We start from the raw sequence: 14,708 nt of genomic DNA, 5'->3' as shown, positions 1-14,708 counted from the left end.
GTACGGCGGCCGGTCGGCGCCCGCCGGTTCAGCGAGCCCGGACGGCGCCCGCCGGTTCAGCGCGCCCCGGACGGCGCGCCGCCCGCCGGGCGGCCGAGGCCGGGCCCCGCCGGGACCGGGTCAGCGCTCGCCGGTGAGGGCGCTGACCAGATCGGCGGCGGTGCGGCAGCGGTCGAGCAGCTCGCCCACGTGAGCCTTGGTGCCGCGCAACGGCTCCAAGGTCGGCACGCGCTGCAGCGACTCGCGGCCGGGGATGTCGAAGATCACCGAGTCCCACGAGGCGGCGGCGACCGACTCGCTGTACTGCCGCAGGCACCGGCCGCGGAAGTAGGCCCGGGTGTCGTTGGGCGGCAGCTCGATGGCCCGCTGGACGTCCTCCTCGGTCACCAGCCGCTGCATGCGGTCGCGGGCGACGAGGCGGTTGTACAGGCCGCGGTCGGGGCGGATGTCGGAATACTGCAGGTCGACGAGCTGCAGCCGCGGATGCGACCACTGCAGGCCGTCACGGGAGCGGTAGCCCTCCAGGATCTCCAGCTTGGCCACCCAGTCGAGCTCCCTGGACAGCTGCATCGGGTCCTCGGCGAGGCGCGTGAGCACCGACTCCCAGCGGTTGAGTACGTCCTTGGTCAGGTCGTCGACGGCGGAGCCGAAGCGGTCCTCGACGTACTTGCGGGCCTGCTCGAGGTACTCCATCTGGAGCTGGACGGCCGTCATCCGCCGGCCGTCGCGCAGCGTGAGCTCGTACTTGCAGGTGGGGTCGTGGGAGACGGCCCTGAGCGCCGCCACCGGGCTCTCCACCGACAGGTCGCCGGTCAGGAACCCGTCCTCGATCATCGCCAGGACCAGTGCCGTCGAGCCGAGCTTCAGGTAGGTGGAGATCTCCGACATGTTGGCGTCGCCGATGATGACGTGCAGGCGCCGGTACTTCTCGGGATCGGCGTGCGGCTCGTCACGGGTGTTGATGATCGGCCGTTTCAGGGTGGTCTCCAGGCCGACCTCGACCTCGACCTCGAAGAAGTCGGCCCGCTGGCTGATCTGGAAGCCCTCGCCGCGCGAGTCCTGCCCGATGCCGACCCGGCCCGCCCCGCAGACCACCTGGCGGGAGACGAAGAACGGCGTCAGGTGCCGGACGATGTCGGCGAACGGTGTGGCCCGCCGCATGAGGTAGTTCTCGTGGCAGCCGTACGACGCGCCCTTGTTGTCGGTGTTGTTCTTGTAGAGCTGGATCGGGGCGTTGCCCGGCATCGCCGAGGCCCGGACCGCGGCGTCGTGCATCACGCGCTCGCCGGCCTTGTCCCAGATCACCGCGGCGCGCGGGTTGGTGCATTCGGGTGTGGAGTACTCAGGATGGGCGTGGTCGACGTACAGCCTCGCCCCGTTGGTCAAGATGACGTTCGCCAGACCGAGGTCCTCGTCGGTGAGCTGTGTGGGATCGGCGATCTCGCGGGCCAGGTCGAAACCGCGGGCGTCGCGAAGTGGATTCTCCTCCTCGAAGTCCCATCTGGCGCGGCGCGCCCGGGCGGCGGAAGCCGCCAAATAGGCGTTGACCACCTGTGAGGAGGTCACCATCGCGTTCGCGCCCGGCTGCCCGGGTACGGAAATGCCGTACTCGGTCTCGATGCCCATCACCCGCCGTACCGTCACGCTCTCAGCCCTTCATTTGTGCTCGCTCGCACCCGGACCCTCGCCCTCGCGCCGCGGCCCGTAACCACGAGCCTAGACCGTCGTACCGACGGCGGGTCCTTCCGGTCCGCTGCCCGCAGGCCCGAGGCGGAAACAGCGACGGCGCGGCTCCGGGAGGAACCACGCCGTCGCATGCCGGTGTCAATCAGAGGTACTGGCCGGTGTTGGCGACCGTGTCGATGGACCGCCCGGCTTCGGTGCCCTGCTTGCCGGAGACAAGGGTGCGGATGTAAACGATCCGCTCGCCCTTCTTTCCGGAGATGCGGGCCCAGTCGTCGGGGTTGGTGGTGTTGGGCAGATCCTCGTTCTCGCTGAACTCGTCCACGCAGGCGGCGAGCAGATGCTGGATCCGCAGGCCCTTCTGCCCGGTCTCGAGGAACGCCTTGATTGCCATCTTCTTGCCCCGGTCCACGATGTTCTGGATCATGGCTCCGGAGTTGAAGTCCTTGAAGTACAGGACCTCCTTGTCGCCGTTGGCGTAGGTCACCTCGAGGAAGCGGTTCTCCTCGCTCTCGGTGTACATCCGCTCGACCACGCGCTGGATCATGCCGGCGACGGTGGCCTCACGAGACGAGCTGTGCTCTCCGAGGTCCTCGTCGTGCAGGGGCAGCTCGGTGGTGATGTACTTCGAGAAGATGTCCTTGGCCGCCTCGGCGTCCGGCCGCTCGATCTTGATCTTGACGTCCAGGCGGCCGGGCCGCAGGATCGCGGGGTCGATCATGTCCTCGCGGTTGGAGGCGCCGATGACGATGACGTTCTCGAGGCCCTCGACACCGTCGATCTCCGAAAGGAGCTGGGGGACGATGGTGTTCTCGACGTCGGAGGAGACGCCGGAGCCACGGGTGCGGAAGATCGAGTCCATCTCGTCGAAGAACACGATCACCGGTGTGCCCTCGGAGGCCTTCTCCCGGGCACGCTGGAACACCAGGCGGATGTGCCGCTCGGTCTCTCCGACGTACTTGTTCAGCAGTTCCGGACCCTTGATGTTGAGGAAGAAACTCTTGCCGGACTGGCCGGTCTTCTCCGCGACCTGCTTGGCCAGGGAGTTGGCGACGGCCTTGGCGATGAGCGTCTTGCCGCAACCGGGCGGGCCGTACAGCAGCACACCCTTGGGCGGACGCAGTTTGTGCTCACGGAACAGGTCGGCGTGCAGATAGGGCAGCTCGATGGCGTCCCTGATCTGCTCGATCTGCCGCATGAGCCCGCCGATCTCCTCGTAGGAGATGTCGGGGACCTCTTCGAGCACGAGCTCCTCGACCTCGGACTTCGGGATGCGCTCGTAGACGTAGCCGGAACGCGGTTCGAGCAGCAACGAGTCGCCTGCGCGAATCGGCTGGTCCATCAGCGAATCGGCGAGGCGGACCACACGCTCCTCGTCGGCGTGTGAGATGACCAGCGCGCGCTGGCCGTCCTCCAGGAGTTCCTTGAGCATCACGATCTCGCCGACGCTTTCGTAGCCGAGTGCCTCGACCACGTTGAGCGCCTCGTTGAGCATGACCTCCTGACCGCGCTTGAGCGAGTCGACGTCGACCGCGGGGCTGACGTTCACCCGGAGCTTGCGGCCCCCGGTGAACACCTCCACGGTGCCGTCGTCACGGGACTCCAGGAACACGCCGAAGCCGGATGGCGGTTGTGCCAGCCGGTCGACCTCCTCCTTGAGTGCGACGATCTGGTCCCTGGCCTCCTTGAGGGTGGCCACCAGTCGTTCGTTCTGACCCGTGACGGCGGCCAGACTGGCCTGCACCTCGTGCAGGCGTTCCTCCAGGACTCTGGCTTGCCGGGGGGACTCGGCCAGCTTCCGGCGCAACGCGGTGATCTCCTCCTGGAGGAAGGAGACCTGAGTTGTGAGGTCGGCGACCTCTCGTTCGCGCTGTGCGGCTCGAGCCTCAGCGTCCTCGCGAGCTGCCACAGTCACCTCCTTCCCAGTCGAGGGCGACTACTCAAGACCCTACCTATCTCGGGGGCATCCGTAACCTGGCCAGGGAGTGTTCGTGTCATTACATCCAGTGTTCGGTGTTTAATGGCTAATTGACGGCTCATTGCTAGTAAGCAGCTACGGACACGTTTCTGTTCCCATGCCCCTCGACCGCACATGATTGTTTACCGAAACGCCACACCCGGCTTCGGGAGCTCATGTGCTCGACTCCTCCCCCTGCGCGCCCTTGGCAGGGCGCCTGCGCCTGGGCGGGGGCGTGACGCCGTCCGCCATGCGACGGGACACGACGAGGAAGCCGGTGTGCCCCACCATCCGGTGGCCGGGGCGTACGGCGAGCCCTTCGACATGCCAGTCGCGGACCAGGGTTTCCCACGAATGCGGCTCGGTGAAACTTCCGTGATCGCGCAGGGTTTCCACCGTGCGGGACAACTGGGTCGTTGTCGCTACATAACAGCAGATAACACCCCCAGGAGTGAGGGCCTTGGCCACCGCGTCCACGCATTCCCACGGCGCGAGCATGTCCAGGATGACCCGGTCGACGTCCGACTCGTCGAGGGACGCCACGAGGTCCCCGACGACCAGCCGCCACTGCTCCATCGGGCCGCCGTAGAACTTCTCGACGTTCTTGCGTGCGACGGCGGCGAAGTCCTCGCGCCTCTCGTAGGAGGTGACCCGCCCGCTCTCCCCCACCGCCCGGAGCAGGAAGCAGGTGAGCGCTCCGGAGCCGACGCCCGCCTCGACGACCCTGGCCCCGGGGAAGATGTCGGCCATCGCGACGATCTGGGCGGCGTCCTTGGGATAGACGACCGCCGCGCCGCGCGGCATCGAGACCGCGTAGTCCTGGAGAAGGTGGCGGAAGGCCAGGTAGGGCGTGCTGCCCGAGGAGCGCACCACCGAGCCCTCCGGCAGCCCGATCAGGTCGTCGTGAGGGATGGATCCCTTGTGCGTATGGAAGACCGCGCCTTCCCGCAACGTCACGGTGTGACGCTTGTCCTTGGGATCGGTGAGCTGAACCTGATCACCGGGCTGAAACGGCCCGTGCCTGCGAAAACCCATGCGCGCAAGGCTATATGCGACCGCCGCCCACTCGTGGCGGACCGTACGACCAGAGGGGCTGCTGGGACCGGTGAGGAAAAGGTTCGCCCTGGGCGTCCAATACTGGTAGCACTTGAGCATGTTTCCCCGTGACGTGATCCCCGCGGGCTCGATCGTACTGCGCGAACCTGTGAAAACGGATGCCGAGGCGATCGCCCGCGGCTGCTCCGACCCCGAGATCGTGAAGTTCATCCCGACCGTGCCCGTGCCCTACACCCTCGACGACGCGCTGACCTACGTCACCGAGATGGTTCCCGCCGACTGGAACCGCGGCGGTGTGTCCCTCGCCATCGCCGACGCCGCCACCGACCAGTGGCTGGGCAACATCGGGCTCAAGCCCCTGGACGTACGGGGGGCGGGAGAGATCGGCTACCTGCTGGCGCCCTGGGCGCGCGGCCGTGGCGTGGCCTCGGCCGCGACCCGGGCGCTCACCGAGTGGGCCTTCGCCCAAGGGGTGCACCGCGTCGAGCTGGTCGCCAACGTGGAGAACGTGGCGAGCCAGCGCGTGGCGATGGCCGCGGGGTTCGTGCGCGAGGGCGTCCAGCGCGGCGTCGACCCCCGCAGGGACGGCGGCTACGCCGACGTCGTCGGCTACGGCCGCCTCGCCGGCGACTCAGGGGAACCCCAGCGCTCCTACCTGCCGCGCCTTCCCGGCGGGTCGCTCTCCGACGGTGTGGTGCGGCTCGCGCCGCTCACCCCCGCCGACGCCGGCCCCTACCAGGAGATGATGAGCGATCCGCAGGTCGTCCGGTACAGCGTGCCGCCCGAGGTCCCCGATCGCGCGGACACCGAGCAGCGGTGCAGCTACACCGGGATGTGGTGGCTGAACGGGGAGCGCGCCGAGCTCAGCGTCCGGGACGCCGGGACCGGCGAGTTCGCCGGGCACATCCAGCTGATGAACATCATCCCGCCGCTGGGCCAGGCCATGATCGGCTACAGCCTCCTGCACGGCTTCCGCGGCCGGGGGTTCATGACCCGGGCGGTGAGCCTGCTCGCCGAGTGGGCGTTCGAGCACACCTCTCTGCACCGGCTGGTGGCCGGGACCTCACCGGACAACACCGCCTCCCACCGCGTGCTGGAGCGCGCCGGGTTCACGCGGGAGGCGGTGCTGAGGTCGCTGCTGCCGGGTCCGGGGGGCACCCGGCACGACGACGTCCAGTGGGCCCGCCTGCGCGGCTGACACGCGGCCCCGCGGCCGGGACGCCGCACCCTGGGGCGGCGGCCTTCAGGCGGCGGGGCCGGCGGGACGGCGGACCCGGGCGAGACGGTCTCAGGAATCCGGGACCGCGATCGGAGCGACGCGCGCGCCGACCACACGGACGAGATCGGCCGGCGCCAGTTCCAGCGCCAGGCCGTGCCTTCCGCTGGCGACGTACACGCTGCGGTGCCGCAGGGCGCTGGAGTCGACGACGGCGGGCACCTTCAGCGGCACACCAAGGGGGCTGATCACATCGGCGCCGAGCATGCTGACGTCGGACGGCGGCGCGATGCGCGCGTGGTCGCCGCCGGTGGCCATGGCCAGGCCCACCAGGTCGACCTTGGCGCCGACCGGCGCCACCGCGAGCACGACGTGCCCGTCGACATAGGCGACGACGGCCTTGAGCAGCCTGTCCTGGCCCACTCCCAGCTCGCCGGCGATCGTCTTCTGGGATTTCGCCCTGGCCGGATCATGGGAATAGGAATGGACGGAAAAGCTCACCCGTGAGCGCCGCAGTCTCCTGACCGCCGGCGTGTCGGGCGGTCGCTCGCGCGTGGGAAGGGGAAATCGCGTCCCCGCCGCCTCACGCCGCTTTCTGAAGTCACGATATTTCGGCGTAAATACGTATAAATAGTCGAGCAGCGCCTCGGCCAGAACGACCGCGTCCTTCGCGTCCTCGGCGGGAATGCGCCCGGTTCGGATGTGGGCCGCCTCGTTGCCGATGAGCCGCAGATCCTGAGCCCACACTAGGAGCCTGCCCTCGATGAGCCCGCGCCTGCACAGCTCCCTCAGCGCGTGTGAGAGCGGCGCGGCCGTAACGCCGTGATCTGCGCAGACACCCTCGAGCAAGCGCCGCACCATCACCACGGCGGACGAATGAGCACCCGCGCGCAGGCAGTCCTTGGCCTCGCGGAGCTCCGCGAGGAGATGCTCGGGAAGCCCTTCGCCCTCCGGCCGGCCGGTCCCCGGCCACAGCACGCGGGCCGGCCGCGGCGGATCGTCCGCCCTGTCATCCTCGAACCGCGCGCCGGCGTCCTCTGTTGCGAGGAAAAGAACGTGCATGCACACCTGGCAGACCGATAATGAATAAGGAGCGAGCAAAGGCGGCAGAAAGGATCGATGCGGGCCATCGGGTTCACGGGCCAGGGTGCCGCGTTCGCAGTGCGGGCATTCGACCAGATATCTGGCTCCCCAGCGTTCCACAAGCGGACCATAGACGATCCGAAACAGGCCGGACAAGGACATGGGTGGAGGTGGCCGATGGCGATGTGGCCGTTCGCGGGCCGCCGGGACGATCTCGACCGGCTCGTGCGGCTGGCGCACGACGGCGCGGCCCACGGCGTCGTCATCGCCGGGCCCGCAGGAGTGGGCAAGAGCAGGCTGGCCACCGAGGTGCTGCGCACGTTCAGCTCCACCTCCTACGCCGTGATCGCGATCAGGGCCACCAGGGCGGCGGGCGGCATCCCGTACGGCGCCCTGGCACGGCTGCTGCCGCCTGAGGCGCCGCCAGGGCTGGTCAACCCGCTGCGGTGGGTCGCCGACGCCATCCGCGCCCACGCGGGGGGCCGCAGGCCCGTCCTGGCCGTCGACGACGCCCACCTGCTCGACGGCCCCTCGGCGGCCGCGGTCCACCATCTCGTGACCGTGGAACGCGCTCAGATCGTCGCGACGGTGCGCACCGGTGAGCCGGCCCCCGACAGCGTGACGGCGCTGTGGCGCGACGGGCTGGCGGCGCGTGCCGACCTCGGCCCGCTCACCCTCGGCGACAGCACCGCCATCCTCACCGCCGCCCTCGGCGGCCGGCCCGACGACGCCACCGTGCGGCGGCTCGTCACGGCGACCGAGGGAAACGCCCTGCTCCTGCACGAGCTTGTCGGCGCCGCCCGCGACGCGGGCACGCTGCGGCAGGTCAGGGGCATGTGGCAGCTCACCGGGGAGCCGCCTCTGGCCCCGCGGCTGACCGAGCTGGTGGGCGAGCGCATCGGGGCGCTGTCCCCCGAGGCCGGGGCCGTGCTGGAGCTGGTCGCCTTCGGCGAGCCCATCCCCCTGGCCACCCTGCTGGAGCTGTCACCCGCCGAGGCCGTCGAGCACGCCGAGGGGCGCGGCCTGATCCGCATGGCCCGCGACGGCCGGCGCGTGGTCGTCCGCCTCGGCCACCCGCTCTACGGGGAGGTCGCGCGGGCCGGCTGCCCCCCGCTGCGCCGTCGCAACCGCTACGCCACGCTGGCGGGCTCCCTGGAGCGCAGCGGCGCCCGGCGGCGGGACGACCTGCTGCGGCTGACCGTGTGGCAGCTCGAAAGCGGCAGGCAGGCGCCCGCCGGTCCCCTGCTGTCGGCGTGCGGGCTGGCCTGGTCGGCCCACGACTACCCCCTGGCCATCCGGCTGGGCCGCGCGGCGCTGGCGGCGGGCGGCGGGGTGGAGGCGGCCATCCTGCTCGCCACGGTCCTCGACTACGCGCAGTTCCCCGACGAGGCCCACACCGTCCTGGTCGCGGCCGAGGCGGGAGCCCGGCAGGCGGCGGAGTCCGCGGGCCACGGGCCGGACGAGGCCACCCGCACGCGCCTGGTGCTGGCACGTGCCGGCAACATGGCCTGGGGGATGAACCGCCTCGACGAGGCGCTCGGCCTGCTCGACCGCGCGGAGACCGCCCTGGGCGACCCCGCTTCGCGGCGGCAGATCGCGATGCGGCGTCTCGACCTGGCCGCCAGCGCGGCCAAGCCCCGCCTCGCACTCGAACTGGGCACGGCGCTGGTCGGCACGGTGCCCGCCGGCCCCCAGCGCATCCAGACACTCAAGGCCCAGGCCCTCGCCCTGTGCTACGCGGGGCGGACCGGCGAAGCCGCCAGCGTCGCGCGGCAGGCGCTCACGGACGCCGGGTCCTGGCAGGACGCCGTGCCTGCCATGGTCTCGCCACTGCACTCGGCGTGGGCGATGGCGGGGCTCTTCGCCGGGGACCTGACGGCGATGGACGAGGCGGTCGCCTCGATGGAGGCCGCCGTCGCGGCGCAGCGGGGGTGGTCGCTGGGCGAGGGCAGCCTGGCACTGGCCAAGGGGCACCTCGCCACGGCGCGGGGACAGGTGGAGACGGCTCTCGGCGTGCTGCACGACGCCGCGCACCATCCGACCGCGCTCACCGTCGGCGGGTGCATGGGAGCCTACGCCGCCGCCCAGGCGCTCCTGGGGGACGCCGAGGGCGCCCAGAGCACGCTCACCGAGGCGCTCGCCCGCAACCGGGCCACCTGGACCGGGTTCACGCGCTGGGTGTCGCTGACCCGCGTGTGGATCGCCGCGGCGTACGGCGACACCGGCGCGGCCGTCGAGCTCGCCCTGGCGTTCGCCGAGGAGTGCCGCGAGGCCGAGCTGCCGGGCTTCGAGTTCGTCGCCCTGCACGACGCCGTGCGGCTCGGCGGGGCCGCCCACGCGCTGGCCCGGCTGGAGGAGCTTCCGGCGCTCCACGACGGGCGCCGGGTGCTGCTCGCCCGCGACCACGCGCGCGCGGCCGTCGCCGGCGACGGCGCCGCGCTGCTCACGGTGGCCGACGGCTTCCAGGAGCTGGGCCTGACCCTGCACGCGGCCGAGGCCGCCGCGCAGGCGGTCACCCGGCTGCGCAGGGACGGCAAGCACCGGGCCGCGCTGGCGGCCACGACCCGCGCGTGGTCACTGGCCAGAAGCTGCGAGGGCGCCCGCACACCGGCGCTGCGCGGGCTGGCCGCCCCCGAGCTGACGGCGCGCCAGCTGGAGATCGCCCAGCTCGCCGCGCACGGGTTGAGCAACAGGGACATCGCCGATCGGCTGGTCCTCTCGATCCGCACGGTCGGCAACCACCTTCGCGCCGTCTACGAGCGCACCGGCCTGAGCGACCGCATCGAACTCCGCCACCTGTTCAACGGCGGCAGCTGACCCGCGCCGTACACCTGCGGCCGGTTCCCCGAAGCCGCGGCGCCCCACGCCGGCCGCCCGCCGTTCGCCGAACACGCGCCGCCCCACGCGGGCCGTACCCGCCCGCCGTCCGCGGTTCCCGGGTAGGCGGTGCCCCCGGCACCGCCCGCCCGTCCGCCGGTCGCGGGTTCCGGCGGCTAGCCTCCCGCCGCGCGCCAGGCGTCGGCGAGCATGGAGCCGACGTCGACCTCGCCCGTGCCGTTCCTCTCGGTGATCCGCCGGCCGATCCGCACCATCGCGGTGACCTCGTCACCCCGGCCGCGCAACCACATCTCCCATGACGCCGCCCCGGTCCCGGTTCCCCCGGCCGGCGCCCGTCCGATCGGTTCGATCCGTGACACGGCGCCGCAGCCGGGACAGGCGAACCGCCCAGGCGAGACCGGGCCTTCCATGCGCGCCGACAACCGCGACTCCCCCTGCACTTCCATGGCTCCCGCTTTCCGAGACGCCGTCCCGGCCACGGTGCCGGTGGGCCGCCTCGACAATCAAGAGCGCGAAGGGCCCGCCCTGATACCTCCCGGCGGCCGGTGGATCAGTCGGCGCCGAATTTGGCGCGCAGCTTGGCGAACGCGGTGTCGGTGCCCGCCAGCGCGCGGTCGATGTCGGCGTCGGTGTGCGCGGCGGACAGGAACCAGTTGTGCCACGGATGGAGGTAGACGCCCTCCTCCAGGCAGGCGCTGGACCAGAACATGCCCTTCTCCAGGGTCTCGTCTCCGTGGAAGGACAGCCACGGGATCTGCACGGGGCCGGTCTGGTTGATCAGGAAGCCGTGGGAGGAGGCCTGCGCCGCGAGCCCCTCGCGCAGCCGGGAGCCCGCCCGCTCCATCAGCGCCACGCCGCCGGTCTCGCGCAGCGTCTCGATGGTCGCCTTCGCGGCGGCCATGGCCACCGCCGAGAACCAGAAGGACCCGGTGGAGTAGAGGGTCTGGGCGGGACCGCGCAGGGCGTCGGTGCCGGTGACCGCCGCGATGGCGTACCCGTTGGCCATGGCCTTGCTCCACGCCGTCAGGTCCGGGCGTACGCCGAGGGGCTCCCATGAGCCGCGAAGGTCCAGCCGGAACCCGCCCCGCACGTCGTCGATCACCAGAGCCGCGCCGATCCGGTCGGCCAGCGCGCGCAGGCCACGGGCGAACGCCGGGTCCACCAGCTCCTGGTCCTCGAACGAGTCGTGTTTGAAAGGCGTGACGATGATCGCCGCCACGTCGCCGTCGGCCTGGGCAGCGGCGGCCTCGGCCCCCGCCAGGTCGTTGTAGGGATACTCGATGAGGTCGGCGCGGTCGCTGGGCGTCGTCCCGGCGAGGCTGGGGGTGCACCAGGGGTCGGCGCCGTGGTAGGCGCCGTGGGCCACCAGCACCTTCGTCCGCCCGGTGGCGGCGCGCGCGACCATCAGGGCCTGGGTCGTGGCGTCGGTGCCGTTCTTGGAGAACAGCACCCAGTCGGCCGAGGGGATGGTGTCCACCATCAGCTCGGCCAGTTCGACCATGACCGGCCCCGGCCCGTTCAGGCAGTCTCCCGCGGCCTGCTGGGCGGCCGCCGCCTCCTCGACACGCGGGTGCCGGTGGCCGAGGATGATCGGCCCCCAGCTGCACATCAGGTCGACGTACTCGCGGCCGTCGGCGTCCCACTGGCGGCAGCCCCGGCCCCTGACGAAGAACTGCGGGAAGCCGGGGCCGAAGATCGCGGCGTTGAGATGGCCGTACATGCCCCCGGGGATGACCTTGGCCGCCCTCTCGCGGAGGTGCGCGTCGGACACGTTCTCGGACATGGGCTCAGATCCCTTCTGCGCCCTGGGCGCCGTCGATGCGTTCGATGGTCAGGCCGTCCAGCCCCGCGTCCGATCCGAGCCCTCCCGCGACCCGGGCGGCCACGGCCGTGCCCAGCCGGGCCGCCGCGACGACGTCCCGGCCGCCGAGCAGGCCCGCGATGAACCCGGCACAGTACGCGTCACCGCATCCCGTGGTGTCCACCACCTCGGCCTCCTGGACGGGCACGCGGGTGAGGCCGGAGGCCGTCGCGACCAGGCTGCCCGCGCCACCGAGCGTGACCAGCACGCCGGAGGGCCCGTCGGCGAGGAGCTTGGCCGCCGCCTCCTCGGCGTCGGAGGCGCCGGTGATCGCCAGCGCCTGCTCCTCGTTGGGCAGGAAGTAGTCGACGTGGGGCAGGAACGCCCTGGCCCCCGGCATGAGGTCGGGCATGTTGGACAGCAGGTCCATGGTGATCACCGTCCCGCCTTCCCTGGCGGACCGGAGCACCTCGAAGAACGCGGGGTCGTGCAGGCCCCATGTGACGTCCATGCCGCCGAGATGGATCACCTTGGCCCCGGTGAGCAGGCCCGGGTCCAGGTCGGCCGGCGAGAACCCGAGGTTGGCGCCGGGCACGTGGAAGGAGGGCCGGCCGCCGTCCGGGCGGATGGGCAGGATGGACGCGGCCGTCTGCTCGCCGGGCTTGCGCACGACGCCGCGGACGTCGACGCCGTGCCGTCCCATGATCATGATGAGGAAGTCGCCGAGTTCGTCGTCGCCGACGGCGCCGGCCGAGGCGACCGGCACGCCGAGCTTGGCGAGGTCGACGGCGGTCGCGGCCGCGGTCCCCGCCGCGGTGATCCGGATCTGCTCGAGCAGGTGGGTGTCCTGGCCCGCCGGGATGGACTCCACGGGTCTGGCCAGCACGTCGACGATGTGCACCCCGAGCGTGACGACGGTCATGTCTGGATCCTTTTGAGAGTTGAGATTGCCGGATAATAGACGGGCGTCCGACTAAAATGTCAAGACCTCACGAAGGGACAGGGATGCCGAAGATCGTCGATCATGAGGAGCGCCGGGAGGAAGTCGTGGACGCCGCGCGCAGGGTCATCCTGCGCGAGGGCATCGACGCGGCGACGACCCGGGCGATCGCCAAGGAGGCGGGCTACTCCAACGGCGTGCTCACGCACTACTTCGCCGACAAGGACGACATCCTGCTGTCGGCACTGAGGGCGTCCCACCGGCGCATCGTGCACCGGCTGAAGGGCAAGCTCGCCGGTCACACGGGGCTGTCCGCCCTGCGTGAGCTACTGGTCGACAACCTGCCCCTGGACCAGGAGCGGGCCCAGGAGACCGCGCTCGAGGTGGGGTTCTGGGGCAGGAGCCTGGCGGGCGGCACGCTGCTCGACGTGCAGCGCGAGGAGGCCGCCGAGCTGCGCTACCTGGTGCGCACCCTTCTCGACGCCGCCGCCGAGGCGGGCGAGATCTCCACCGGCGAGGACCTGGACGACGTCGCCGAACGCCTGCTGGCCCTGGTCGACGGGCTGAGCGTGCACCGCCTGCTCTATCCCGACCGGCTCTCCCCCGAGGTCCTTCGCCGCCTCATGGCGACCGAGTTGGAGCGCCTGACATGAGGCTGGGCGAAGAGCGAGAGCGGCTGTGCGAGATCGGGAGCCGGATGGTGGACACCGGCCTGGTGCTCGGCACCTCCGGCAACATCAGCGTCCGGCGGAGCGGGCTGGTGGCGGTGACCCCCGGCGGGGTGGCCCTCGACCGGCTCTCACCGGAGGACTGCCCGGTGCTCGACATGTCGGGAGAGGTGGTGGAGGGTGAGCGCCGGCCGTCCTCCGAGGTGCCCATGCACCTGGCGATCTACGCCGCCACCACCACCACGGCGGTGGTGCACACCCACTCGCGGTACGCCGTGGTCGTCTCCACCACGATGAGCGAGCTGCCCCCGATCCACTACAACGCCCTGCTGCTCGGCGGCGTCATCCGGGTGGCGCCCTACGCGACCTACGGCACCCCCGAGCTCGCCGCCCACGTCCGTACGGCCCTGGAGGGCAGGCAGGCCGCCCTCATGGCCAACCACGGGGCCGTGGCCCTCGGCGGCGACCTCGACCAGGCCCTCGAAGGGGCGCGCCTGCTGGAGTGGCTGTGCGCGGTGTACGTGCAGGCGAAGATGGTCGGCGAGCCCCGCGTGCTCACCGAGGAGGAGCTGGTCGCCGTCATCGAGCGCGCCGCCAGGGGCTAGCGGGCCGCACGGGACCGTTCCCGGGCGAGGCGGCCGTCAGGAGGACAGCCGGTACAGGCGGTCGGCCAGACCGGAGGCGGTGGGGCGCTCGGCCAGGTCGCCGATGCACGAACCGACCAGCTCCGACAGCTCGGGCTCCAGCTCGGGCCTGATGGAGGGCGTGGTGCTGTAGACCCTCCTCAGCGTCAGCAGCGGGTCGTGGGTCGGCAGCTCCCCGTACAGGCCGTGTCCGGTGGTCGCCCAGTGCAGCGTCGCGCCGAGCGACCACACGTCGCCGCCCGGTGTCGGGTCGTCACCCTGGAGCAGCGCGGGGTCGGTGAACTCCACCGAGGTGAGGCCGCCCATGCCCGTGATCGTCGCGCCCGGCGTCAGCACCTGGGACAGGCCGAGATCGGACAGCTTGCCCCCGCCGGCGGTCAGCAGAACGTTGGCGGGGTTGATGTCCCTGTGCACGAGGCCTTCATCGTGCAGGGCCTGCGCGGCCCGCGCCGCGCAGGCGACCGCGCGCACCGTCTGATCCCGGGAGGGCGGCTCGGCCGGACCGGCGAGCGAACCACCCTCGACGTACTCCATGGAGTAGTAGAAGACCCCGCCCTGCTGGCCCGCGTCGTACAGCGTCACCAGGAACGGCGAGCGCACCGAGGCGAAGGCCTTCAGCTCACGGGTGGCCCGCCGGAAGGCGTCCTGCCCGGTGCCCCCCACGACCTTGACCGTGACGTACTCGGCGTCGACGGGCAGCCGCTCCGGCCTCCTCGCCAGGTAGAACTCGCCATGGTTGCCCGCGCCCAGCGGGCGGACGAACTCATAGTCGGCGATGCCCTCCACCTTGCGTTCCTCTCGTCGGCACGCACAGATCGGCCC

General features: G+C 71.4%; 12 protein-coding genes. 4 read left to right on the top strand and 8 right to left on the bottom strand.

Annotated elements, in window-relative coordinates; all coding sequences use genetic code 11:
• Positions 1–120 precede the first annotated feature (120 nt).
• From dop to ABD810_RS21025, 3 genes are all read right to left on the bottom strand, one after another.
• Positions 121–1,644 (bottom strand): depupylase/deamidase Dop, encoded by a 1,524-nt coding sequence (gene dop, locus ABD810_RS21035; RefSeq protein WP_344942810.1) that lies wholly within the window; start codon positions 1,642–1,644, stop codon positions 121–123.
• 184 nt (positions 1,645–1,828) lie between these two features.
• Positions 1,829–3,592, bottom strand: coding sequence for a proteasome ATPase (gene arc / locus ABD810_RS21030; protein ID WP_344942807.1), 1,764 nt, complete (start codon positions 3,590–3,592; stop codon positions 1,829–1,831).
• 222 nt (positions 3,593–3,814) lie between these two features.
• Positions 3,815–4,675, bottom strand: coding sequence for a tRNA (adenine-N1)-methyltransferase (locus tag ABD810_RS21025; protein WP_344942804.1), 861 nt, complete (start codon positions 4,673–4,675; stop codon positions 3,815–3,817).
• A 118-nt stretch (positions 4,676–4,793) separates the two neighbouring features.
• Here ABD810_RS21025 and ABD810_RS21020 point away from each other — a divergent pair, with 118 nt between their 5' ends.
• Positions 4,794–5,894: a GNAT family N-acetyltransferase gene (locus ABD810_RS21020; protein ID WP_344942802.1), complete on the top strand. Its 1,101-nt coding sequence runs from the start codon at positions 4,794–4,796 to the stop codon at positions 5,892–5,894.
• A 90-nt stretch (positions 5,895–5,984) separates the two neighbouring features.
• Here the strand turns inward: ABD810_RS21020 and ABD810_RS21015 are convergent, their stop codons facing one another.
• A complete protein-coding gene (locus ABD810_RS21015; RefSeq protein ID WP_344942799.1) occupies positions 5,985–6,974 on the bottom strand; it encodes a YbaK/EbsC family protein in 990 nt (329 codons plus the stop codon).
• A 198-nt stretch (positions 6,975–7,172) separates the two neighbouring features.
• Between ABD810_RS21015 and ABD810_RS21010 the strand changes: the two genes are divergently transcribed.
• Positions 7,173–9,812 (top strand): LuxR C-terminal-related transcriptional regulator, encoded by a 2,640-nt coding sequence (locus tag ABD810_RS21010; protein WP_344942796.1) that lies wholly within the window; start codon positions 7,173–7,175, stop codon positions 9,810–9,812.
• 176 nt (positions 9,813–9,988) lie between these two features.
• Here ABD810_RS21010 and ABD810_RS21005 read toward each other — a convergent pair whose 3' ends face one another.
• The 3 genes from ABD810_RS21005 to ABD810_RS20995 all read right to left on the bottom strand — a co-directional run bounded on the left by ABD810_RS21005 (position 9,989) and on the right by ABD810_RS20995 (position 12,556).
• Positions 9,989–10,279, bottom strand: a complete 291-nt coding sequence (locus ABD810_RS21005; RefSeq protein ID WP_344942793.1) for a hypothetical protein — start codon at positions 10,277–10,279, stop codon at positions 9,989–9,991.
• Positions 10,280–10,383: 104 nt separating this feature from the next.
• Positions 10,384–11,616, bottom strand: a complete 1,233-nt coding sequence (locus ABD810_RS21000) for an aminotransferase class III-fold pyridoxal phosphate-dependent enzyme (protein ID WP_344942790.1) — start codon at positions 11,614–11,616, stop codon at positions 10,384–10,386.
• A 4-nt stretch (positions 11,617–11,620) separates the two neighbouring features.
• On the bottom strand, positions 11,621–12,556 hold the full coding sequence (locus ABD810_RS20995) for a carbohydrate kinase family protein (RefSeq protein WP_344942787.1): 936 nt from the start codon (positions 12,554–12,556) through the stop codon (positions 11,621–11,623).
• An 83-nt stretch (positions 12,557–12,639) separates the two neighbouring features.
• On the opposite strand from ABD810_RS20995, the gene ABD810_RS20990 reads away from it, so the two are divergent.
• On the top strand, positions 12,640–13,227 hold the full coding sequence (locus ABD810_RS20990; RefSeq protein WP_344942784.1) for a TetR/AcrR family transcriptional regulator: 588 nt from the start codon (positions 12,640–12,642) through the stop codon (positions 13,225–13,227).
• The gene (locus ABD810_RS20985) at positions 13,224–13,847 is read left to right on the top strand and encodes a class II aldolase/adducin family protein (RefSeq protein ID WP_344942781.1); all 624 of its coding nucleotides are present in this window, start codon (positions 13,224–13,226) and stop codon (positions 13,845–13,847) included. Before ABD810_RS20990 ends, ABD810_RS20985 begins: the two co-directional genes overlap by 4 nt.
• 36 nt (positions 13,848–13,883) lie before the next feature.
• On the opposite strand, the gene ABD810_RS20980 is transcribed toward ABD810_RS20985, so the two are convergent.
• A complete protein-coding gene (locus ABD810_RS20980) occupies positions 13,884–14,672 on the bottom strand; it encodes a protein kinase domain-containing protein (RefSeq protein ID WP_344942778.1) in 789 nt (262 codons plus the stop codon).
• Between the last annotated feature and the right edge of the window lie 36 nt (positions 14,673–14,708).

The sequence above is a fragment of the Sphaerisporangium flaviroseum genome, assembly GCF_039537005.1.
Taxonomy (GTDB): domain Bacteria; phylum Actinomycetota; class Actinomycetes; order Streptosporangiales; family Streptosporangiaceae; genus Sphaerisporangium; species Sphaerisporangium flaviroseum.
The sequence above is the reverse complement of the archived record's forward strand: the minus strand, read 5'-3'. Positions and strand labels throughout refer to the sequence as shown.